The sequence below is a fragment of the Streptomyces koelreuteriae genome, assembly GCF_018604545.1.
GTDB classification, from domain to species: domain Bacteria; phylum Actinomycetota; class Actinomycetes; order Streptomycetales; family Streptomycetaceae; genus Streptomyces; species Streptomyces koelreuteriae.
This window is the reverse complement of sequence record NZ_CP075896.1, coordinates 4,411,330-4,434,006: the sequence shown is the minus strand read 5'-3', so window position 1 is coordinate 4,434,006 and position 22,677 is coordinate 4,411,330. Positions and strand designations below refer to the sequence as shown.

The 22,677-nt window shown below is 71.7% G+C and carries 12 protein-coding genes and 1 rRNA gene; 7 read left to right on the top strand and 6 right to left on the bottom strand.

The features are described from left to right. Positions 1–298 precede the first annotated feature (298 nt). Positions 299–1,823, bottom strand: a 16S ribosomal RNA gene (locus KJK29_RS19965). Positions 1,824–2,484: 661 nt separating this feature from the next. Continuing rightward, on the bottom strand, positions 2,485–3,033 hold the full coding sequence (locus KJK29_RS19960; RefSeq protein WP_215120511.1) for a MarR family winged helix-turn-helix transcriptional regulator: 549 nt from the start codon (positions 3,031–3,033) through the stop codon (positions 2,485–2,487). Positions 3,034–3,155: 122 nt separating this feature from the next. On the opposite strand from KJK29_RS19960, the gene KJK29_RS19955 reads away from it, so the two are divergent. Next, positions 3,156–4,421, top strand: a complete 1,266-nt coding sequence (locus tag KJK29_RS19955) for an MFS transporter (RefSeq protein WP_215124367.1) — start codon at positions 3,156–3,158, stop codon at positions 4,419–4,421. Positions 4,422–4,431: 10 nt separating this feature from the next. Here the strand turns inward: KJK29_RS19955 and KJK29_RS19950 are convergent, their stop codons facing one another. Together KJK29_RS19950 and KJK29_RS19945 are read right to left on the bottom strand one after the other, a co-directional pair. Continuing rightward, positions 4,432–6,093, bottom strand: a complete 1,662-nt coding sequence (locus KJK29_RS19950) for an ATP-binding SpoIIE family protein phosphatase (protein WP_215120510.1) — start codon at positions 6,091–6,093, stop codon at positions 4,432–4,434. A 173-nt stretch (positions 6,094–6,266) separates the two neighbouring features. Then, on the bottom strand, positions 6,267–7,646 hold the full coding sequence (locus KJK29_RS19945; protein ID WP_215120509.1) for an NAD(P)/FAD-dependent oxidoreductase: 1,380 nt from the start codon (positions 7,644–7,646) through the stop codon (positions 6,267–6,269). 376 nt (positions 7,647–8,022) lie between these two features. Between KJK29_RS19945 and KJK29_RS19940 the strand changes: the two genes are divergently transcribed. Beyond that, positions 8,023–8,790: a TetR/AcrR family transcriptional regulator gene (locus KJK29_RS19940; protein ID WP_215120508.1), complete on the top strand. Its 768-nt coding sequence runs from the start codon at positions 8,023–8,025 to the stop codon at positions 8,788–8,790. A 227-nt stretch (positions 8,791–9,017) separates the two neighbouring features. Continuing rightward, positions 9,018–11,009: a sigma-70 family RNA polymerase sigma factor gene (locus KJK29_RS19935; protein ID WP_215120507.1), complete on the top strand. Its 1,992-nt coding sequence runs from the start codon at positions 9,018–9,020 to the stop codon at positions 11,007–11,009. On the opposite strand, the gene KJK29_RS19930 is transcribed toward KJK29_RS19935, so the two are convergent. Both KJK29_RS19930 and KJK29_RS19925 read right to left on the bottom strand, forming a co-directional pair. Next, positions 10,996–14,304, bottom strand: a complete 3,309-nt coding sequence (locus KJK29_RS19930; protein WP_215120506.1) for an AfsR/SARP family transcriptional regulator — start codon at positions 14,302–14,304, stop codon at positions 10,996–10,998. The two genes, KJK29_RS19935 and KJK29_RS19930, sit on opposite strands and share 14 nt — an antisense overlap. 220 nt (positions 14,305–14,524) lie before the next feature. Further along, positions 14,525–16,639 (bottom strand): asparagine synthase-related protein, encoded by a 2,115-nt coding sequence (locus tag KJK29_RS19925; protein ID WP_215120505.1) that lies wholly within the window; start codon positions 16,637–16,639, stop codon positions 14,525–14,527. Positions 16,640–17,364: 725 nt separating this feature from the next. On the opposite strand from KJK29_RS19925, the gene KJK29_RS19920 reads away from it, so the two are divergent. From KJK29_RS19920 to KJK29_RS19905, 4 genes are all read left to right on the top strand, one after another. Next, the gene (locus KJK29_RS19920; protein ID WP_215120504.1) at positions 17,365–18,789 is read left to right on the top strand and encodes an MFS transporter; all 1,425 of its coding nucleotides are present in this window, start codon (positions 17,365–17,367) and stop codon (positions 18,787–18,789) included. Between the two features lie 71 nt (positions 18,790–18,860). Next, positions 18,861–20,066, top strand: coding sequence for an L-2-hydroxyglutarate oxidase (lhgO, locus tag KJK29_RS19915; RefSeq protein WP_370869146.1), 1,206 nt, complete (start codon positions 18,861–18,863; stop codon positions 20,064–20,066). Between the two features lie 110 nt (positions 20,067–20,176). Next, on the top strand, positions 20,177–21,037 hold the full coding sequence (gene trmB / locus KJK29_RS19910; protein WP_215120503.1) for a tRNA (guanosine(46)-N7)-methyltransferase TrmB: 861 nt from the start codon (positions 20,177–20,179) through the stop codon (positions 21,035–21,037). A 58-nt stretch (positions 21,038–21,095) separates the two neighbouring features. Beyond that, positions 21,096–22,517: a PrsW family intramembrane metalloprotease gene (locus KJK29_RS19905; protein ID WP_370869145.1), complete on the top strand. Its 1,422-nt coding sequence runs from the start codon at positions 21,096–21,098 to the stop codon at positions 22,515–22,517. Positions 22,518–22,677: the final 160 nt, after the last annotated feature.

Here is a 22,677-nt window from a genome sequence, read left to right as displayed (position 1 = left end):
GATGCTCGCGTCCACTGTGCAGTTCTCAAACAACGACCAGCCACCCGTCACACACCACTTACGCGATGCTTCACCGGGGCCGGCGACTGAGGAAGTTCATTCCCTCAGACACCCAACAGCGTGCCCGACACACTCCCCGCTCCCCTCAACGTTCCACGCTCCGAAGAGCAGTACTAGAAGGAGAAGACGATCGAGTGTGCCGAATAGTCAACGTTCCACCCATGAGCAACCAGCATCAGACGTTCGCTGATGTACTGGCCTCTGAACCAGGCAAGCCTGGCTTAGAAGTGCTCCTTAGAAAGGAGGTGATCCAGCCGCACCTTCCGGTACGGCTACCTTGTTACGACTTCGTCCCAATCGCCAGTCCCACCTTCGACAGCTCCCTCCCACAAGGGGTTGGGCCACCGGCTTCGGGTGTTACCGACTTTCGTGACGTGACGGGCGGTGTGTACAAGGCCCGGGAACGTATTCACCGCAGCAATGCTGATCTGCGATTACTAGCGACTCCGACTTCATGGGGTCGAGTTGCAGACCCCAATCCGAACTGAGACCGGCTTTTTGAGATTCGCTCCACCTCGCGGTATCGCAGCTCATTGTACCGGCCATTGTAGCACGTGTGCAGCCCAAGACATAAGGGGCATGATGACTTGACGTCGTCCCCACCTTCCTCCGAGTTGACCCCGGCGGTCTCCCGTGAGTCCCCAGCACCACAAGGGCCTGCTGGCAACACGGGACAAGGGTTGCGCTCGTTGCGGGACTTAACCCAACATCTCACGACACGAGCTGACGACAGCCATGCACCACCTGTACACCGACCACAAGGGGGCGCCTGTCTCCAGACGTTTCCGGTGTATGTCAAGCCTTGGTAAGGTTCTTCGCGTTGCGTCGAATTAAGCCACATGCTCCGCCGCTTGTGCGGGCCCCCGTCAATTCCTTTGAGTTTTAGCCTTGCGGCCGTACTCCCCAGGCGGGGCACTTAATGCGTTAGCTGCGGCACGGACAACGTGGAATGTTGCCCACACCTAGTGCCCACCGTTTACGGCGTGGACTACCAGGGTATCTAATCCTGTTCGCTCCCCACGCTTTCGCTCCTCAGCGTCAGTATCGGCCCAGAGATCCGCCTTCGCCACCGGTGTTCCTCCTGATATCTGCGCATTTCACCGCTACACCAGGAATTCCGATCTCCCCTACCGAACTCTAGCCTGCCCGTATCGACTGCAGACCCGGGGTTAAGCCCCGGGCTTTCACAACCGACGTGACAAGCCGCCTACGAGCTCTTTACGCCCAATAATTCCGGACAACGCTCGCGCCCTACGTATTACCGCGGCTGCTGGCACGTAGTTAGCCGGCGCTTCTTCTGCAGGTACCGTCACTTTCGCTTCTTCCCTGCTGAAAGAGGTTTACAACCCGAAGGCCGTCATCCCTCACGCGGCGTCGCTGCATCAGGCTTTCGCCCATTGTGCAATATTCCCCACTGCTGCCTCCCGTAGGAGTCTGGGCCGTGTCTCAGTCCCAGTGTGGCCGGTCGCCCTCTCAGGCCGGCTACCCGTCGTCGCCTTGGTGAGCCATTACCTCACCAACAAGCTGATAGGCCGCGGGCTCATCCTTCACCGCCGGAGCTTTTAACCTCCACTCAGGAGAGTGGAGGTGTTATCCGGTATTAGACCCCGTTTCCAGGGCTTGTCCCAGAGTGAAGGGCAGATTGCCCACGTGTTACTCACCCGTTCGCCACTAATCCACCCCGAAGAGCTTCATCGTTCGACTTGCATGTGTTAAGCACGCCGCCAGCGTTCGTCCTGAGCCAGGATCAAACTCTCCGTGAATGTGTACCGGTAATCCGGTGCTACACCACGAGAGCGGAACAGTCAGGCGGAATAGGCCCGACCGTTCACAGCGTCCTCGCTGTGTTTTTTCAAAGGAACCTCGTCCCAGCGAATGCTGGAGACGGGGTATCAACATATCTGGCGTTGACTTTTGGCACGCTGTTGAGTTCTCAAGGAACGGTCGCTTCCTTTGTACTCACCCTCTCGGGCTTTCCTCCGGGCGCTTCCCTTCGGTCTTGCGTTTCCGACTCTATCAGATCTTTCCGATCCGATTTCCTCGGTGCTTTCCAGGTTCCCGCTTCCGCGTTTCCCTTTCCGGCGGTTCCGACTCTATCAGATCCTTTCGGGCCTGACTCCCAGTCAGAGGGGGTTGTCTTTGCGGCTGTTGGGCCGTTCCGACGTGTCCAACCTTAGCGCGGTCTCTCGCCGTTTCCCAAATCGAGCCGGTGTCGAGTCGATCAGGCCGTCGAGTCCCAATTCGAATTGAATTCGGGCACGCCGAAAACAACTCCGCTGGGAGCGATCTTGCTAGTGGTTGGGTGCCGCTTGAGCGGCGAAAGTGCTGTCGCAGAACCGTTACGGCTCCGCGGCAACCCGAAGAACTTTACGGATCGGGCAGGGGGGTGTCAAGCGGCCCTTGTCAAGATCTTTTATCGGGCCGTCAGTCCAGGTCTGAGAGGCGGCCGCCGGCGTCCGGCTGGGCGTCCTCCACCCTGCGCAGCAGGCGGGTGAGGGCACCGCCGAGCGCGGTGCGCTCCACGGGGGTCAGGTCCTGGAGCAGGTCCTCCTCGAAGACCGTCGCCAGGCGCATTGCCTCCAGCCACTTCTCACGCCCCTCGGATGTCAGCTCCACGATGACTCGTACGCGGTTGCTCTCGTCTCGCTCCCGGGTAACCAGCCCTTCGCCGACCATGCGGTCGATGCGGTGGGTCATGGCGGCCGGGGTGAGGCCGAGGCGCTTGGCGAGGTCGCTGGGGCCCAGACGGTAGGGAGCGCCGGAGAGCACGAGGGCCTTGAGGACCTCCCACTCCGCGTTGCTGATGCCGAGGGCCGAGGTCTGACGGCCGTAGGCGACGTTCATGCGGCGGTTGAGACGGGAGAGGGCCGAGACGATCTGCTCCACCTGGGGGTCGAGGTCCTGGAACTCGCGCTGGTACGCGGCGATCTGTTCTTCGAGGGTCGGCTCGCTGGGGCCGGGGGTGTCGCCCATGGCGGCAGTATGGCACGGACGTTCTTTGCCTTGAAGTCCTTGGGTATGTACTCTTTAGCTTCGAACTTTAGTTTCGAAGTCTTCACTCCTAACTTGTGGAAGAGGTGAACGTGACCAGGGCGATGGGCGCAGCGATGCGCCGGATTCACGTGGGTAACGCACTCAGCGCGTTCGGGCTGGGCTTCACGGTCCCGTACCTGTACGTCTACGTGGCGCAGGTGCGAGGTCTTGGGGCCATGACGGCGGGGCTCGTGCTCGCCGTCTTCGCTGTGGCCGCGCTGGTCGTGCTGCCGTTCGCCGGTCGGGCCATCGTCCGGCGTGGCCCGCTGCCGGTGCTGCTCGCCGCCCTGATCACCGCCGCCATAGGTGCCCTGAGTCTGGGGATCGCGAGCAGCGCGGCGGCCGTGCTGGTGTCGGCTGCCCTGCTGGGGGCCGGGCAGGCCGTGATGCAGCCGGCGCTGGCCACGATGATCGTGGACTGCTCGTCGGCGGAGACGCGGTCGCGGGCGTTCGCCATGCAGTTCTTCCTGCAGAACCTCGGGCTCGGTGTCGGTGGCCTCATCGGTGGTCATCTGGTCGACACGACCAGTGCCGCCTCCTTCACCCTTCTCTTCGCGATCGAGGCGGCGATGTTCCTGCTGCTGGTCGTGGTGATGGCGACCGTGCGGATGCCGCACGCTCCGAAGATCGAGGACGCGCCCGTGGCATCGGGGCGGGGCAGCTGGAAGCAGCTGCTGGGCAATCGGGCCATGGTGCAGCTGTGTGTGCTGGGCTTCGTGCTGTTCTTCGCCTGCTACGGGCAGTTCGAGTCGGGGCTGAGCGCGTACGGGGTGGAGGCCGCCGGGATATCGACGTCGGCGCTGGGGACGGCGCTGGCGGCGAACACGCTGGTGATCGTCATCGCGCAGTTCGCGGTGCTGCGGTTCGTGGAGCGGCGTCGGCGGTCGCGGGTGATCGCGGCCGTGGGGCTGATCTGGGCCGTGGCGTGGGCCGTCGCGGGGTACGCGGGGCTCGGGCACGGGAGCCAGGAGATGGCGACGGCCGCGTTCGTCTCGACGTACGCGCTGTTCGGGCTGGGCGAGGCGATGCTGTCGCCGACCGTGGCCCCGCTGGTCGCGGATCTCGCGCCGGAGGGCATGGCCGGGCAGTACAACTCGGCGTTCGCCCTGGTCAAGCAGCTCGCGCTGGCCGTCGGGCCGGCGGTGGGCGGGCCGCTGGGGGCCTCGCTGCACGCGCCGTACATCGTGGCGTTCCTGGTGTTCTCCCTCGGGATCACCGTCCTGGCCATGCGGCTGGGGCGGCAGCTGACCGAGGCGCAGGATCAGCCGTGGCTCGCGAAGAGCAGGGTCGTGGCGCGGGGTGGGGCGCCCGTTTCCGCTGACGTCTGATCCCGCCCGGTCATGACGGGCCGGTGCGCGGCAGGGCGAATTCGCACCACACCGCCTTGCCGCCGCCCGGGGTGCGTCTGCTACCCCAGTTAGAGGCGATCGTGGCGACGATGGCGATGCCTCGGCCCGACTCGTCGCCCGCTTCGGCGCGGCGGCGCCGGGGGAGGTGGTCGTCGCCGTCGGTGACCTCGATGATCAGGCGGCGGTCGGTGCGGCGCAGGCGCAGGCGCATCGGCGGGGTGCCGTGCTGGAGGGAGTTGGCGACCAGTTCGCTGGTGGCCAGGACGCCCAGGTCGTGCAGGTCGGCGGGGAAGCGCCAGCTGGTCAGGACGCCGGAGGCGAAGGCACGCGCGCGGGGGGCCGCTTCCACTCCGCCGAGGAGTTCCAGGGCGGCGTTGCGGAAGAGCTCGCCCTCCGCGCCTGTGCGGGCGGGGTGCTGGAGGACCAGGACGGCCACGTCGTCGTCGTGGTCGGGTGTGACGCCGGCCGAGCGGACCAGGCGGTCGCAGACGACCTGGGGTGTGCCGGTGGCGCCGGCCAGGGCGCGTTCCAGGGCGGCGATGCCTTCGTCGAGGTCTGCGTCCCGGCGCTCGACCAGGCCGTCCGTGTAGAGGACGGCCGTGGAGCCGGGGCTGAGGGGGATCGAGCCGGAGGAGTGCATCCAGCCGCCGGTGCCGAGCGGGGGGCCGGTGGGTTCCTCGGCGCGCAGGACCGTGCCGGTCTCGTCGCGGACCAGGATGGGGAGGTGGCCGGCCGAGGCGTAGACCAGCTTGCCCTCGTTCGGGTCGTGGACCGCGTACGCGCAGGTGGCGATCTGGTTGGCGTCGATCTCGGCCGCCAGGCCGTCGAGGAGTTGAAGGACCTCGTGCGGGGGCAGGTCGAGGCGGGCGTAGGCGCGGACCGCGGTGCGGAGCTGGCCCATGACCGCGGCCGCGCGGACGCCGCGGCCCATGACGTCGCCGATGACGAGGGCCGTGCGGCCGCCGCCCAGGGTGATGACGTCGTACCAGTCGCCGCCAACCGCGGCCTCGGTGCCGCCGGGGTGGTAGGTGGCGGCGATGCGCAGGTCGTCGGGTTCTTCTAGTTCCTGGGGGAGCAGGGATCTCTGGAGGGTCACCGCTGTTTCGCGCTGGCGACGTTCGCTGGCGCGCAGGCGTTCGGCGGCTTCGGCGTGGTCGGTGACGTCGGTGGCGAAGACCAGGACGCCGCGGCCTTCGCTGCCGCCGTCGCCCTGGGCGACCGGGGTGCAGGTGAAGGTGTAGGAGCGGCCGTCGGGGGCCTTGCGGGACTTCACCGTGCGGGGCTTGCCGCTGCGCTGCACCTGGTCCAGGAGGGGGAACAGGCCGAGGGCGTCCAGCTCCGGGAGGACCTCGCGGGCGCGTTCGCCCAGGGGACGTACGCCGAACGCCGTCGTGTAGGCGTCGTTGACGTAGGCGATGCGGTGGTCGGGGCCGTGGACGAGGGCGACGAGGGACGGGACGCGGTCGAGGACCTCGCGCACCCGCAGTTCGTCGACGGCGGGGACGGACGGGGTCTCGTCGGTCAGGTGTTCGGCGCGGGCGGCGGGTACGGAGCCGTCCCCCCGCCGGTCCGGGGAGGCCGTCTGCTCGGTCCGCGCTGCGGCGCGGCGCTGCGTTCCGGGGAGCCGGGCGCTCCAGCGCGTGAAGTTCACGAATCCTTGCCTCGTGTAGTCGTCGGCGGCCGGCACCGGAACCGGCCGGGGCCCCGGGGGCCCGCACCGGGGCGAGCGGTGGCGCGCCCGCGGTGGTGGACCAGTCTGGCAGTGTGCGGACCGGACCGGCATCCGTCAGACGCCGGGCCGGCCGGAGGAGTTCCTGAGTCCGGTCAGGACGACCCCTTCGGGTTGTGCGGGGGGTCTTGAGAAGGCTTTCCACCGGCCGCGAGTTCGAACTCCGCCCGGGGGTGTTCGAGTGAACCCAGCGAGACGATCTCCCGTTTGAACAGGCCGGACAGCATCCACTCGGCCAGCACGCGCGCCTTGCGGTTGAAGGTGGGGACGCGGCTGAGGTGGTAGGCGCGGTGCATGAACCAGGCGGGGTAGCCCTTGAGCTTGCGTCCGTAGACGTGGGCGACGCCCTGGTGCAGGCCCAGGGAGGCGACCGAGCCGACGTACTTGTGGGTGTAGGTGGTGAGGGGTTCGCCGCGCAGGGAGCGCACGATGTTGTCGCCGAGGACCCGGGCCTGGCGGACGGCGTGCTGGGCGTTGGGGGCGCAGGTGATGCCGGGTGCGCCGGCTGTGACGTCGGGGACGGCCGCGGCGTCTCCGGCCGCCCACGCGTGCGTGGTGCCCTCGATCGTCAGCTCAGGGGTGCAGATGAGCCGTCCGCGGTCGTTGCGGGGCAGGTCGGTGGCGGCGAGGACCGGGTGGGGTTTCACGCCGGCCGTCCAGACGACCGTGCGGGTGGGGAAGCGGGCGCCGTCGCTGAGGGCCGCCACCCGGTCCGCGCAGGAGTCCAGGCGGGTCCGCAGGCGTACGTCGATGTTGCGGCGGCGCAGCTCGGTGACGGTGTAGCGGCCCATCTCCTCGCCGACCTCGGGCAGGATGCGGTCCGAGGCCTCGACGAGGATCCACTTCATGTCCTCGGGCCGGATGTTGTGGTAGTAACGCGCGGCGTAGCGGGCCATGTCCTGCAGTTCGCCGAGTGCCTCCACACCGGCGAAGCCGCCGCCGACGAAGACGAAGGTGAGGGCCGCGTCGCGGATCGCGGGGTCGCGGGTGGAGGAGGCGATGTCCATCTGTTCGATGACGTGGTTGCGCAGGCCGATGGCCTCCTCGACGGTCTTGAAGCCGATGCCGTGGTCGGCGAGGCCGGGGACCGGCAGGGTGCGCGAGACGGAGCCGGGGGCGAGGACGAGTTCGTCGTAGGCCAGCCGCTGTCCGCCCGTGCCCTCCTCCTCGGTGGCGAGGGTGCTGATGGTGGCGGTGCGTTTCGCGTGATCGACGGCGGTCGCCTCGCCGATGACGACGCGGCACCGGTCGAGGACGCGGCGCAGCGGTACGACGACGTGGCGGGGCGAGATGGCGCCGGCTGCGGCCTCGGGGAGGAAGGGCTGGTACGTCATGTACGGGTCGGGGGTGACGACCGTGATCTCGACCTCGCCCCGGTCCAGTTCCCGTTTCAGTCTGCGCTGCAGGCGCAGGGCCGTGTACATCCCGACGTAGCCACCACCGACAACGAGAATGCGCGCACGTTCCTTCACCATCCCATGACGCACCCGCCGCTTGCGTTTGTCCACAGCCTCGACCAATTGTGTGACCGGAGCGGGAGAGCGCGCGGAGTTGGCCGGATTATCGGGCTGTACTGGATACGTGCAGGTCAGTGGGGGTGGCACGGGGGGCGCGCGGGGGCACATTCAGGACGTATACGACCCGTACTCCGATCGGTGGGCGCTCCGTGCGGAACCTGCCCCTTCTGAATTGACTCCCTCTCAACTATGTTCGTGTGTCGACGGGGTGTAGGGGGATGTGCTCACCGGGTCCGCGACGGGCGGGTCCGCGGACCAGGGCCTGTTCCCTCGCCCCGGCATCGAATGGCGGGGAGTGTCTCCGGGGGGAGACGTCATTACCGGGGGAATGCGTATGCATGTTCAGGATTCTCATTGGTCGTCCGCATCCGCACTGGCGGGTGGCGCGACGTTGAGCGCGGCGGTGGGCGGCGGACGCGGTGACGGTCCGCGCACGACACCGCTGCGCGTGGACGCACAGCGCAATCTGGAGCACGTGCTGCGTGCCGCGCGCGAGGTCTTCGGCGAGCTGGGGTACGGCGCGCCGATGGAGGACGTGGCGCGGCGCGCGCGCGTCGGTGTGGGCACGGTGTACCGGCGGTTCCCGAGCAAGGACGTCCTGGTGCGGCGGATAGCCGAGGAGGAGACCTCCCGGCTGACCGACCAGGCGCGTGCGGCGCTCGGGCAGGAGGACGAGCCGTGGTCGGCTCTGTCGCGCTTCCTGCGGACGTCGGTGGCCTCCGGTGCCGGGCGGCTGCTGCCGCCGCAGGTGCTGCGGGTCTCGGTCGAGGAGGACCGTGCCGGTCAGGCGCGGGTGCCGCAGCAGCGGACGCAGCCGGGCACGACGGAGCTGAGGCTGGTTCCGGAGGAGCCGGTGGCGGTCGCCGCGGTACCGGCGGTCGCCGCGGAGGACGACGCCGGGGCGGCGGCGCTGCTCGAGGTCGTGGGCCAGCTCGTGGAGCGGGCGCGTGCGGCGGGTGAGCTGCGGCCGGATGTGTCGGTGTCGGACGTGCTGCTGGTGATCGCTACGGCCGCGCCCTCGCTGCCGGACGCGGCACAGCAGGCGGCCGCCTCGGCCCGGCTGCTGGACATCCTGCTGGAGGGGCTGCGCTCGCGGCCGTGAGTGACCATGCGCGGCCGCGAGGAACCGTGCGCGGCCGTGCGTGGAGGGGCCTGAGGGACCCGGAGTAAAAGGGGAGCCTTCCCCGAATGGGTGATGGCTAGTACCGACGTGCGATAAATCCCCACGGATGAGTGATGGTCCGAACTCCGGGGTCCAGGCCTGGAGCCCCTGTGGCACTCTGACCCGGTGGTCTGGACGGGTTGGGCGGCTGGCGGGGGCTTTCCGCGATGAACGTTGACGGGCGGGACGAGCAGGTACCGAGCCAGGGCGGACGCGCGAGCGTCCCGCCGGGCGGGCACCCCGCCGACGGCACGGTCCCGGCACAGCGCGACCGGCACGAGGACAGCGTCCTGCCACCGCCCCGCGAGGTCCCGCCGGCCGACGCCGAGCTCATCGACCGGATGCGTGCGGGCGACGACACGGCGTACGAGGAGCTGTACCGGCGCCATGCGCAGGCCGTGCGCCGGTACGCGCTGACCTGCTGCCGCGACGCGCACACGGCGGACGACCTGACCGCCGAGGTCTTCGCCCGCATGCTCCAGGCGGTGCGCGGCGGCTCCGGCCCCCAGCACGCCGTGCGCGCGTATCTGCTCACCTCCATCCGGCGCGTGGCCGCCTCCTGGACGAGGTCGGCGCGGCGGGAACAGCTCGTCGACGACTTCGCGGTCTTCGCCGCCCAGTCCGCGCACAAGCCCGACGTGTCCGACGGCGACACGACCGAACTGGGCGCGGACGTCCGGGCAATGCACCAGGCCGAGCGGTCCATGGCCATGCAGGCCTTCCGGTCGCTGCCCGAGCGGTGGCAGGCCGTGCTGTGGCACACCGAGGTCGAGGACGAGTCGCCCAGCGAGGTCGCCACGCTCTTCGGCCTGGACGCCAACGGCACCCGGGTACTCGCCAGCCGGGCCCGTGAGGGCCTCAAGCAGGCCTACCTCCAGGCCCACGTCAGCGCCACGCTCACCGGTGACGAGGAGTGCGCGCGCTACGCCGACCAGCTCGGCACCTACGCCCGCGGCCGGCTGCGCACCCGTGCCGAGCGAGGGCTGCGCAAGCACCTGGACGAGTGCGCGAAGTGCCGGCTGGCCGCGAGCCAGATCGCGGAAGTGGCCGGTGGCATCCCCGCGGTCGTCCCGGTCGCCGTCCTCGGCTGGTTCGGTGCCGCCGGGTACGCCAAGGTGGCCGGGCTCCTCGCCGGAGGCGCGGGGGCGGCCGGTGCCGCGGGTGCGGCCGCGACGGCGGGCGGGGGCTCGTCCGGCGCGGCGGCGGGTGCGGGAGCGGGAACAGAAGCCGGTGCTAGTGCCGGTGCCGGTGCCGGTGCTGGTGCCGGTTCGTCCGGTGGGGCGGGAAGCGGCGGAGGTGCGGCGGCTTCCGAAGGGATCGGCGCGCCGGTGAAGGCCGGTATCGCGGCCGGTGTGGTCGCCGTGGGCGTGGTGGCCGCCGTGGTGATGGCCCTGGCCGGCAACGAGAAGCCGAAGGACGAGGCGAAGACGTCTCCCCCTGCCCCGGCTTCCCCGACGTCACCGGTGGTGCGGCCCGGCGATCCCACGCCCACGCCCTCTCCCCCGGACCGGGAGCCCGGGCCGCGGCCCCCGGGGATCGTGCCCGCGCGCGCCGAGACGCCCGCGCCGACGCCGACCACCCCGGGGACCGGCCCGCGTCCCACCCGGTCCTCGGCCACCACACCGGCACCGGCGCCCGAGCCCACCCCGCCGCCCGCGTCCCCGAGGCCGACCCCGCCCCCGGCACCCACGCCCACACCGCCCCCGACCGAGGCGCCGCCCGCCCCGGTCGTCTACCCGTGGAACGAACTGTCGTACGACATCAGCGGTGACGGCACCGAGCCCGAGATGCGGATCGGGTCGAGCAGCTGGGTCTGGAAGCGGTACGGCATGTCGGTCGGGGACCAGCGGTACGCGCACGGCGTCACCGTGCACGGCCGCTCCTCCGTCACCGTCGACCTCAACCGCTCCTGCTCCTCGTACGACGCGCTCGTCGGGGTGGACGACCTGACGCTGAGGCTCGGCAAGGTGCGCTTCTCCGTCTACGCCGACGGGGTCCGGCTGTGGCGGTCCGGACTGGTCCAGGGCGGGGACCCGGCCGTCCCCGTCCATGTGAATCTCGCCGGCCGCAGCACCGTACGGCTGGTCGTGGAACCGCGCGGCGCCCTCGACAACGTGGCGCTGGCGGACTGGGCGGAGTCGAAGTTCACCTGCGCCTAGCGTGGCTCGACGGCTGCGAACCGCTCGCCTCGGCCAGCTCGCGCAGGACGTCGTCAGCGGTGAGGCCCGCGCCCAGGGCGCGCTCCGCGTCCCACCGGGCCTTGCCCAGGGCGGCGCGGGCGGCGGACGCGGTCCGTTCCACGTGGGCGTGTTCCGGCATGGGGCGGGGGCGGCCGGCCCGCCAGTGGTCACCGGCGCCGAGCAGCCGTGCCGCCCGCGGGAAGTCGCCGAGGTCGGCCAGCAGTCCTGCCGCGCTGTCCACGACCGTCGCCCGGATCACATCGGAGCACCGCCGGTCCACGGCATCGCGCAGGGCTCCGGCCAGTTTGGCCAGGGCGGGCTCCGGAGCGGTCTCGCTCGCCGTGATCACGGCGTCGATCAGATCCAGCATCACCATGAACTGGGGCGGCGGTGTGCCCCGCGCGGCCTCCGCGCGCGCCGACTCGCACAGCTCGCGCGCCCCTGCGATGTGCCCGTCCTCGTACGCGAGCTGGGCCCGCAGCAGCAGCACGAACGCCTTGGAGTCGGACACGACGTACCGGTCGGCGGCGGCGCTCGCCTCGTCCAGTGCCGCCAGCGCGGCCGGGCGGTCTCCCACGCGGTAGGAGATCTCGGCGAGCCGGGCGATGAGGAACGGCGACTCGGCGTACGCGCCCACCTCGTAGGCGAGCCGCAGAGCCTCCTCGTACTCCCCCTTGGCCTCCGCGAAACGGCCGCGCGCCATGGCGGCCTCGCCGGCCGCGCTGCAGACCTGGGCCCGCAGCCAACGGTCTCCGGCGCGGCGACTGAGGGTGCGCAGTTCCGCGAGGTCGTCGTCGACGCCCTCCAGGTCGCCGGGGGCGTCGACCACCATGTGCGTACGGAACATCAGGGCGACGGCGGTCTCCCAGTCGCCGCCGTGGGCACGGCAGTTGGCGACGGCGGAGTCCATGGCGGTCCGGACGTCGCTCAGCTCGCCGACGAAGGAGGCGATCATCGGCCAGACGAGCCCCGGGACCCGGGCCGCCTGCGGTCCGCCGCACTCGAAGTAGGACCACACGCGCGTCACATACGGGCGCCGCCCGCCCGCGAACGCGTCGATGGGCGTGTCCTCGGCCATGAAGAACAGATGCAGCATGCGCAGTTGCATCCGCAGGGCGTGCAGCGGATGCGCCGCCTCCCCGTCCGGCAGGGCGAGGAAGTGGTCGACGGGGTCGGGCGCCACGCCCGGCTCGCCACCGGAGGAGGGCCCACGGCCCGCGGCATCCCTCGCCGCTCCCAGGCACAGGGTCCGGTCGAGCCACTGCATGCCCTCGTGCCGGTAGGTGCGCAGCCACCAGAACCAGCCCATGGCCAGGGCGAGGGCACCGGCCTCCGCCTCCTCCCCGGCCTTGAGGGACCGGTCGAGGGCCGCGCGGATGTTGTCCAGCTCGGTCTCCAGGCGGGAGATCCACGGCAGTTGCCCGGCGGAGCGCAGCAGCGGGTCGGCCCGCTCGACGAGGGCGCGCACCCACGCCTGGTGCCCGCGCTCGGCCGCGACGCGCAGCGGCGGCACCTCGGCGGTCCGCTCCACCGCGTACTCGTGGATGGTCTCCAGCAGGCGGTACCGCATCCCGGCCGAGCCTTCGCCCTCGCCGGGCGCGGCCACGACGAGGGACTTGTCGACGAGCGCCCCGAGCAGCTCGGCGGCGGGCCCGGTGCACACCGCCTCGGCCGCCGCGAGGTCCCAGCCGCCCGCGAACACGGACACCTCGCACAGCATCGTCCGCTCGGCCTCGTCGAGCAGGTCCCACGACCAGTCGACGACGGCACGCAGGGTCTGCTGGCGGGGCAGGACCGTACGACTCCCGGAGGTGAGGAGGCGGAAGCGGTCGTCGAGCCGGTCGGCGATCTGCCGGGGGGTGAGCAGCCGGAGCCGGGCCGCCGCCAGTTCGATGGCGAGCGGCAGGCCGTCCAGCCGTCGGCAGATCTCCGCCACCGCCCGCTCGTCGCTGAGCACGGCGTCCGAGTCGGGACGGACGGCGGCGGCGCGCTCCGCGAACAGCCGGCGGGCCTGGTCCGGGCGCAGCGGCTCGACCGGACGCACCAACTCGCCCGGCACACCCAGGGGTTCCCGGCTGGTGGCGAGGATCGTGAGTCCGGGGCAGCGGGTCAGCAGGGTTTCGGCGAGGTGGGCGGCGGCGCCGATGACATGCTCGCAGTTGTCAAGGATCAGAATCGGGCTGCGCGGGGCGCAGTACTCCACGAGCAGGGCGACCGGGTCGTCCGGCACGGCCGTCAGCTCGCTGGTCAGCAGCACGGTCTCGCGCAGACCGAGCGCGCTGACCACCGCTCCGGGCACCGCCTCCGGCCGGTCGAGCGGGGCGAGCTCGGCCAGCCAGGCCTGCGGAAGCCCGGCGGCGGCCTCCTCGGCGAGCCGGGTCTTGCCGGAGCCGCCCGGTCCGGTGAGGGTGACGAGGCGGGCCCTGTGCACATCCGAACGGATGGCGCTGATCTCGGGTTCCCGGCCCACGAAAGAGGTCAGACGGGGACGGATGTTGCCGGTGCGCTCGGGCCGAGCGGGGGGCGTTGACGAGGGCTTGCCGTCCGGCGCGGGCCGTATGCCCAGCAGTTCGGCGTGCAGGGCGCGCAACTGCGGGCCCGGGTCGGTGCCGAGTCCCTCGGCGAGGGCTTGGCGGGCCGACTCGTAGGCGGCGAGGGCGTCGGCTTGCCGGCCGGTGTCGCGCAGGGCGCAGATGAGGAGCGCGTGCAGGGGCTCGTCGTACGGGTGTACGGCGGTCAGTTCCCGCAGTTCCGGTACGACGTCCAGGGCGCGGCCGAGCCGTAGGCGGGCCTCGGCCCGGGCCCGGGTCGCCTCCAGGCGTGTGGCCTCCGGGCGGGTGACGGCGGAGCGGTCGGGCAGGTCGGCGAGGGCGGGGCCCTGCCAGAGGGCCAGGGCGGCGTCGAGGTGTTGTTCCGCGCGGGCGGGGGCGTCGGCGGCGAGGGCGTCGGTGCCCTGCTGGACCAGCCGTTCGAAGACGAAGAGGTCGATGTCCTCACGCGTGGCCGTGAGTTGGTAGCCGCCGGACGGGGAGGTCGTGACGGCGTCCTTGCCGAGGGCGCGGCGGAGGCGGGCGATGAGGGCCTGGAGGGCGGCGGGGGCGTCCTGGGGTGGGGCGTCCGGCCACACCTCGTCGATCAGGGTGTGGGGAGGGGTGGGGTGGGAGGGGCGTAGGGCCAGGGCGGTGAGCAGGGCGCGGACGCGGGGGCCGCCGAGGGGGATGGCTGTGCCGTGGGGGTCCTCTGCCGTGGTGGTGCCCAGGATTCTGTACCGCACGGGGGTCATTGTCGCTGGGGTGGGGGTGAGGGCTGCGGGGTTCTTGAACGCGGGGTGTTGGTGCTGCTGTGCGTTTGAGGTGCTCGGCGTTGCTGCTGAAGCCGGGGCGTTGCGCAGCTCGGCGCGGCGAGGTGCCGCTGCGCCCACCCGTGCCGCCCCTAGCGGCACGCATGCCCGCAGCTAGAGCGGGACCAGCCGCCCGCAGCTCAGGCGGGGGAGGCTACGTCCGCCCTCCTCCCGCCCCCGCCCCCAACGCCCCCCGCTGCGGCGCGATCCCCGCCGGTACTGCCCGCTGCCGCGCAGGCGTGCCCGTCCAGCATGTGCCTCGGCGGGCCAGGAGGCGGCGGAGCCAGAGTTCCAGGGAGACCAGGTCGGCGAGGCCGTCCAGGGGGAGGGGGTCGCCCGCTGCCGCCGAGCGGAGGGCCTTGCGGACGACTCGGGCCTCGACCAGGCCCGCTTCTGCCAAGAGGGGGGTGTCGAACAGTGTGATCAAGGTGTCCGCCGCCACTCTCAGGCCCGTTCGGGCCGCGGTCGCCTCGGTGGCCTGGGTCGGGACGCCCCAGCCGGGCGGCAGTTCCCGTACGCCGGCGCCCTCCAGCACCGTACGGAGGATCGCCGCACGCGCCCCGGGCCGTACCCGCAGCGCCTCGGGCAGCGCGCGGGCCGCGCGCACGACCTGGTTGTCGAGGAAGGGCGCGTGCAGCCGCTGGAAGCGGATCTCGGCGGCCTGCTCCAATACCCGCAGGTCCGCCGCGTGCCGTGCCAGCGCCGCACGCGCGCGGAAGTCGCCCGGCCGCTGTCCCGGTCCCACCAGCTCCGACCGGTGTGTGGACGCCTGAAGGCGAACCGATACTTCAGCGAGTGCCTCACCGGTCAGCCAGCGCGCGGCCGGCCCGGGTCTGCCCCAGGTCAGCGCGGCGAGCGAGGCCTCCACCGCCCCACCGGGCGCGTCCAGGCCGTCGTCCGACCGGTGGTCGAGCAGCCGCTCGGCGAGGGATTCGAGGCCCGAGCGGTACGGCGTACGGGACAGCCGTCGCGCCGCCGCGTACACGCGCGCGGGGACCAGCACCGAACCGTCCGCCTTGGCCAGCGCGGCGACCGGCCGCACGAGATGACGTCGCCTGCGGTCCATCAGCAGGTCGGCCAGCCGGGCCGGGTGGGCGTCGAGGACCTGACGGGCGCCGTAGCCGGTGAAGTGGTCCGCGCTGCCGGACGCCAGCCGGGCCCGGTGCCGGGCCGCCGACACCAGGCACGGCCCGGGTTCGTCGGTCAGCGGGCCGTCCAGGTCGGCGTAGGGAAGGGTCTCCTCGCCGCCCGCCACGACCACGTGGTGCAGCCGGGGGTTCGCCGCCAGGGCGCCCGCCCGCTCCAGTTCGGCCTCCTGCCCCGCGACGGTGAGGTCGTTGAACGTGACCGCCAGCAGCCGCTCCCCCGCGCCCGTGCCGTGGCCCAGCACCGTGCCCGGCATGCCGGGAAGGCCCGAGGCCAGCAGCGCCAGCGTCCCCGAGGCCGGTCCGCCGGACAGGTCCGCCCCGATGCCCGGGACGGGCATTCCGCGCGCGGCACGCCGCTCGGCGGGTCCCATGCCGGGGACGGGTCCGGGGTCTATGTCCGCCCCGGGGACGTGGCGCGGCGCGGACAGCCGGGTCCGTACGGCCTCCACGAGCGCGTCGCGCACGGCGTCGACCGCGCTGTCGGGGTCGGCGGGAGGCGCCGCCACCGCCAGCGAGGCGACGGGCTCGTATCCGGCGATCTCCCGCGCACCGGCGCGCAGGATCAGCGCATGCCCCGGTGGAATGCGCTTCACGCCGTCGTACGGCGTGGAGTCGTGCAGCGCGGCGGGTACGTCGGGAGCGGCCAGCAGCGCGGCGAGGTGCCCGAAGTCGAGGTTGGCCTCGATGAGGTCGGCCAGCGGCAGCGCGGCCGTCGCGTATGCCGTGCCGCCGGCCCAGGGCGTGTGGAACACCGGCCGCGCGCCCGCGAGATCGCCGCAGACGGTGAGCCTCCTGCCGACCTGCACGATCGCGGTGTAGCTGCCCGGCCAGGCGGTCAGATGCCGAAGTGCCCCGCCGCGCGCGGCGAACAGCGCGACGCGCAACTGCTCGTCGGTGGCACCGCAGATGCCGAGGACGGCGATACGGGTCCGGTCGTCGGCCTTCACCACCCGCACCTCGTCGGGGCGCCAGTCGCCGACCGCCCAGAGCGGATCGGGGTCGCCCCACAGGAGTTGGGAGCCCACCGGGTGCACGGTCTCGCCGTCCGACCCCGTGGCCCCCGCCGAACCGGCAGCGAGTGCTCCCGCGGCGGTGCTGCTCCATCCCACCAACCACCGCATCGCCGCCTCCACAGGCTGTGGACAACCAGTGCACCGTACGAACCGGTTCACCATGCTGCCATGAAGGAAGCACTCCAGAGGGCCCCGACGCCGCTTGCGCTCCGTCGAATGCGCCCCGGCGGCTACGCCCGCACCGCCCCGGGCGGCCCGAACGCAGAAAAGACGCGCCGGACGCAAGGCACGTCAGCGACACGTCTTCTCCACGATTGCGGCGCGAATGCGCCCCCGATACGCGCCCCGACTACGCCCGATGCGCCCTCAACTGCCATGGTCGGAGCCCTGATACCCCATGACCGGCGGGGTCGATTTTCGGCCAAATCACTGTGCCACGGACAGCGTCGAACACGCTCCGTACAGGATCGGCGTACCACCGCCCGATCGCGCAGTCCGGGAGACGGAGCACGCCTCCCGGACCCTTCCGCCGCCCGCGGGGATGGAGGCGGCGGTGTCCCCCAGCCCACTGGATCCAGTACAGCGGGCCGACCCACGCAATGACCATGGAACCGCTCCCGCGATGGCTGGAGAAGAGCGCACGGGCGGGCGCACGGCCACACAGTGGGAGCACGCCGCAACAGCCCGTATCTGAACCGCACTTCAGTACGGACCACAATCCCGCCAACCGGAACAATGCCCCTTAACGCTTGGGATGCGGCGAACTACGCTGGGTTTACGAATGCCGCGTGGTTATGCCAGTGCCGGCAGCCGTCTGTGTCGAGGGGTGGCTCATGTCCAGGGAGCAACGCGGGCCGAACGAAAAACTCGGCGCCGTTCTCGCCCTCGCGGGAATCAGCAACGCAGGCCTCGCGCGGCGGGTCAACGACCTCGGCGCCCAGCGCGGTCTGACGCTTCGCTACGACAAGACGTCGGTGGCGCGCTGGGTGTCGAAGGGCATGGTGCCGCAGGGTGCGGCGCCGCACCTCATCGCCGCCGCCATCGGACAGAAGCTCGGCCGCCCGGTGCCGCTGCACGAGATCGGCCTGGCGGACGCGGACCCCGCGCCCGAAGTCGGCCTCGCCTTCCCACGGGACGTCGGCCAGGCGGTCCGGTCCGCGACGGAGCTGTACCGCCTCGACCTCGCGGGCCGCCGCGCCGGAACCGGCGGCATCTGGCAGTCCCTGGCCGGATCGTTCGCGGTGAGCGCGTACGCGACGCCCGCCTCACGATGGCTGATAACCCCGGCCGACAGTTCGGTCGCGCGTGACGTGGGCCCCGGCGAGGGCTCCGGCGCACCGCTCAAAGTCGGCCACAGCGATGTGCAGAAGCTGCGGGAGGCCGCCGAGGACGCGCGGCGCTGGGACTCCAAGTACGGCGGCGGCGACTGGCGTTCGTCGATGGTCCCCGAGTGCTTAAGGGTGGAGGCCGCCCCTCTCCTGCTCGGCTCCTACTCCGACGAGGTCGGCCGGGCCCTCTTCGGCGCCTCCGCGGAACTCACCCGGCTCGCCGGCTGGATGGCCTTCGACACCGGCCAGCAGGAAGCGGCCCAGCGGTACTACATCCAGGCCCTGCGCCTGGCCCGGGCGGCGGCGGACGTCCCCCTCGGGGGCTACGTCCTGGCCTCCATGTCACTCCAGGCCACCTACCGCGGCTTCGGCGACGAGGGCGTGGACCTCGCCCAGGCCGCGCTGGAGCGCAACCGGGGTCTCGCGACCGCCCGCACCATGAGCTTCTTCCGTCTCGTCGAGGCACGCGCGCATGCCCGCGCCAGTGACGCCCCGGCCGCCGGCGGCGCCCTGAAGGCGGCCGAGAGCTGGCTGGAGCGCGCCCGCCCCGGCGACAACGACCCGAGCTGGCTCGGCTTCTACTCCTACGACCGTTTCGCCGCCGACGCGGCCGAGTGCTACCGCGATCTCAAGGCGCCCCGCCAGGTCCGCCGCTTCACCGAGCAGGCGCTCTCCAAGCCGACGGAGGAGTTCGTCCGCTCGCACGGTCTGCGCCTCGTCGTCTCGGCGGTGGCCGAACTGGAGTCGGGCAATCTGGACGCGGCGTGCGAGCAGGGGGTGCGGGCGGTGGAGGTCGCCGGGCGCATCTCGTCCGCCCGGACCACGGAGTACGTGAAGGATCTTCTGCACCGGCTGGAGCCCTACGGGGACGAGCCCCGGGTGGTGGAGCTCCGCGAGCGGGCGCGGCCGCTGCTGGTGGCTCCCGCGTGAGCGTCGGACCTGCCGCCCTTCCGCGCGTTTGAAGGCGATGTCAGTGGCGCAGTGCACTATCGAGGTGGGAGGTGGTGCTCGTGCGGTTCGCCTACGACTGTGACGTGCTGGTGATCGGCGGCGGGATCGTCGGTCTGTCGACGGCGTACGCGATCACACGCGCCGCACCGGGCACACGTGTCACGGTGCTGGAGAAGGAACCGGGCCCGGCCCGGCATCAGACCGGCCGCAACAGCGGAGTCATCCACAGCGGCGTCTACTACCGCCCCGGCTCGCTCAAGGCGCGCTACGCGGTGCGGGGCGCCGCCGAGATGGTCAAGTTCTGCGCCGAGTACGGCATCGCGCACTCGGTCACCGGCAAGCTGATCGTCGCCACCGACCGCTCCGAGCTGCCCCGGCTGCACGCGCTCGTGCAGCGCGGCCGGGAGAACGGCATCCCGGTGCGGGAGCTGTGCGCGTCCCAGATCATGGAGTACGAGCCGGAGGTCCGGGGCCTCGCCGCCATACACGTCGGTACGACCGGCATCTGCGACTTCGTCGCGGTCGCCCGTCAGCTGGCCCACGGCTCGGGCGCGGAGATCCGCTACGGCACCCGGGTCGTGCGCATCGACCGCCGCCCCGAGCTGGGCGTCGCCGCGCTCACCTCGGCGGGGGACGTGGTGCGCGGCCGGGTCCTGGTGAACTGCGCGGGCCTGTACAGCGACGAGATCGCCCGGCTGACCGGGGACGACCCGGACGTCCAGATCGTGCCGTTCCGGGGCGAGTACTACGAACTGGCCCGACCGGAGCTGGTCCGGGGCCTGGTCTACCCCGTCCCCGACCCGGCGTTCCCGTTCCTCGGGGTGCATCTCACCCGTGGCATCGACGGCGGTGTCCATGTCGGGCCCAACGCGGTGCCGGCCCTGGCCCGCGAGGGGTACGGCTGGGGCACGGTCCGCTGGCGCGAGCTGGGATCGACCCTGGCCTGGCCGGGATCCTGGCGGATCGCGCGCCGGCACTGGCGGTACGGGGCGGGTGAGCTGCGGCGGTCGCTGTCCAAGGCTGCGTTCACGGACGCGGTGGGCAGACTGCTGCCCGGGGTGACCGAGGAGGACCTGGTGCCGACGGCGGCGGGGGTGCGGGCCCAGGCCGTGCTGCGGGACGGCACGCTGGTGGACGACTTCCTGATCCGCGAGGGCGCTCGTACGGTGCATGTGCTGAACGCGCCGTCTCCTGCGGCTACGGCGAGCCTGCCGATCGGGCGGGAGGTGGCGCGGAGGGCGTTGAGCGTGCTGTGACGCCGGGCCCGGGCGGGTCCGCCGCGTGGGTCCGCGACCCGGCGGAGCGGGCCGCCGCGGCCTCACCCCGCCACAGCCCCTTACCCGACGGCCGTAAAATCGGCCTCACTGTGTCTGACGTGAATACCCCCGAAAGCATCCAGCCGCCCAGCACCCCCGACGGCGAGCACCCCGACCACGCGCCCGGTGTGTCCATCCGGCATACGCGGGCCAAGGGTGAGCCGCGCTTTCCCGACGGGCCGAAGGCCGATCCCGCCGGGTCGCACTTCGAGCGGCGGATCCGGAGCTTCCAGCCGCGGCGGAGCCGGGTGACGGCAGGGCAGGCGGACGCGCTGCAGCGGCTGTGGCCCAAGTGGGGACTGGACATCGACGGGCAGCGAGGCCTCGACCTCGCCGGCCTGTTCGGCAACGACAACCCCGTCGTCCTGGAGATCGGCTTCGGCATGGGCGAGGCGACCGCGCAGATGGCCGCCGCCGACCCCCGCACCAACATCCTCGCCGTCGACGTCCACACCCCCGGCCAGGGCAACCTGCTCAATCTCGCCGACCAGGACGGCATGTCCAACATCCGGGTCGCGAACGGCGACGCGATCATCCTGCTCCGCGAGATGCTCGCCCCGGACTCCCTCGACGGCCTGCGCGTCTACTTCCCCGACCCCTGGCCCAAGAAGCGGCACCACAAGCGCAGGCTGATCCAGCCCGAGTTCCTGACCCTCGCCGCGACCCGTATCAGGCCCGGCGGGACCGTGCACTGCGCCACCGACTGGGAGCCGTACGCCGAGCAGATGCTCGAGGTCCTCACCGCACACCCCGACTTCGAGAACACGCAGGCGGACGGCGGTTTCGCGCCCCGTCCCGACTTCCGTCCCCTGACCCGTTTCGAGGGACAGGGACTGGACAAGGGTCATGTCGTGAACGACCTCCTCTTCCGTCGCGTACAGCACGTGGAGCAACCCCCCGCCGGCGCCTGACCGCCCCCGGTTTCCTCCCGCCTGCGGACAGCGCCCATCCGTCGTTAGGGTCAATGCCGTGGCCACCTGCCCCCCGTATCCGTCGTATCCCAGCGTTCCCGCCGACGGCGTGCCCTTCGCCGGCACGGCCGCCGGCCCGCTGCGGCACGCCCACTGGTGGCAGCGCGCCTGGGTGCGCTACGGCGCGCTGTCCACGCTCCTCGTGATCTCCGGCCTGGTCATCCTCGCCCTGGTCCGCGAGGAGACCGGCACGGAAGGGTTCCTGGTCGGGCTCGGGCTGGCCGTCCTCCCGGTCCCCCTGCTCATAGCCGCGTTCCGCTGGCTGGACCGGGTCGAGCCGGGGCCCTGGCGGAACCTGCTGTTCTCCTTCGCCTGGGGTGCCTGCGCGGCGGCGCTGATAGCGATCGTCGCCAACAGCTTCGCGACACAGTGGATAGCGACGGCGACCGCGGACCCGACGAGCGCGGACACGCTGGGGGCGACCGTCATCGCGCCGGTGGTCGAGGAGTGTGCCAAGGCGGCGGCCGTTTTACTGGTCTTCCTCTTCCGGCGGCGTGACTTCACCGGCATCGTCGACGGGGTCGTCATAGCCGGCGTCACGGCCACCGGCTTCGCTTTCACGGAGAACATCCTCTATCTGGGCATCGCCTTCGGCACCGACCAGCTCGCGGGGCACAGCGGCATCGCCTCCGTCACGGCGGCGACCTTCTTCGTGCGGATCGTCATGTCGCCGTTCGCGCATCCGCTCTTCACGGTCCTCACGGGCATCGGCTTCGGCATCGCCGCGCTCGCGGCGGACGGCCGCCGCCTCCGCCGCGTCGCCTTCCCGCTCTCCGGGCTGCTGCTCGCGATGGGCATGCACGCGATGTGGAACGGCTCCTCGGCGTTCGGCGAGTACGGGTTCTTCGCCGTGTACGCGGCGTTCATGGTGCCCATCTTCGGGCTGCTGACGTGGCTGGTGATCTGGACCCGGCAGCGGGAGCTGAAGACCGTACGGGCGGAGCTGCCCGCGTACGCCGTCGCCGGCTGGCTGACCCCGGCCGAGCCGTACGCGCTCGGCTCGATGCGGGCCAGGCGGATCGCCCGCCAGTACGCCCGCCGCCACGCGGGGAAGTCCGCGGCGCGGGCGGTGGCGCAGTACGAGTCCTACGCGACCTCTCTGGCGTTCCTGCGCCACCGGGGCCGCCGCGGCCGCGCCGGGCCCGACTTCGTCGTACGGGAACGGGAGCTCCTGGAGGAACTCTGGCGCCGCCGAGACGCCGCCCGCCCCGCCCTGGACCACGCGGCCCGCATCACCGCCCCACCCGTCCCGGTGGCGGCACCCCCCTGGCCGGTACACGGCGCCTACGGCTACGGCCACCCGACAGGGACATACGGCCATGCCTACGGTTACCCGACGACCCCCTACCCCGCCCCGACGACGCCGTACCCCGCGTACAAGACGACGCCGTACCCCGCGTACAACCCGTACCGCTCGTAGCCGAGGCGCGGGCCGACAGCCGCGGGCAACGGGGCCGGTCGTCGGCCGGTCCGATGCCGGTTGTCCGCCGGTCCGGTGCGGTCGCCCTCCGGTCCGGTGCGGTCGCCGTCTGCTCTGGTCCGGTGCCGGGCGCCGCGGCCGTGGCGCCCGGCACGGATTG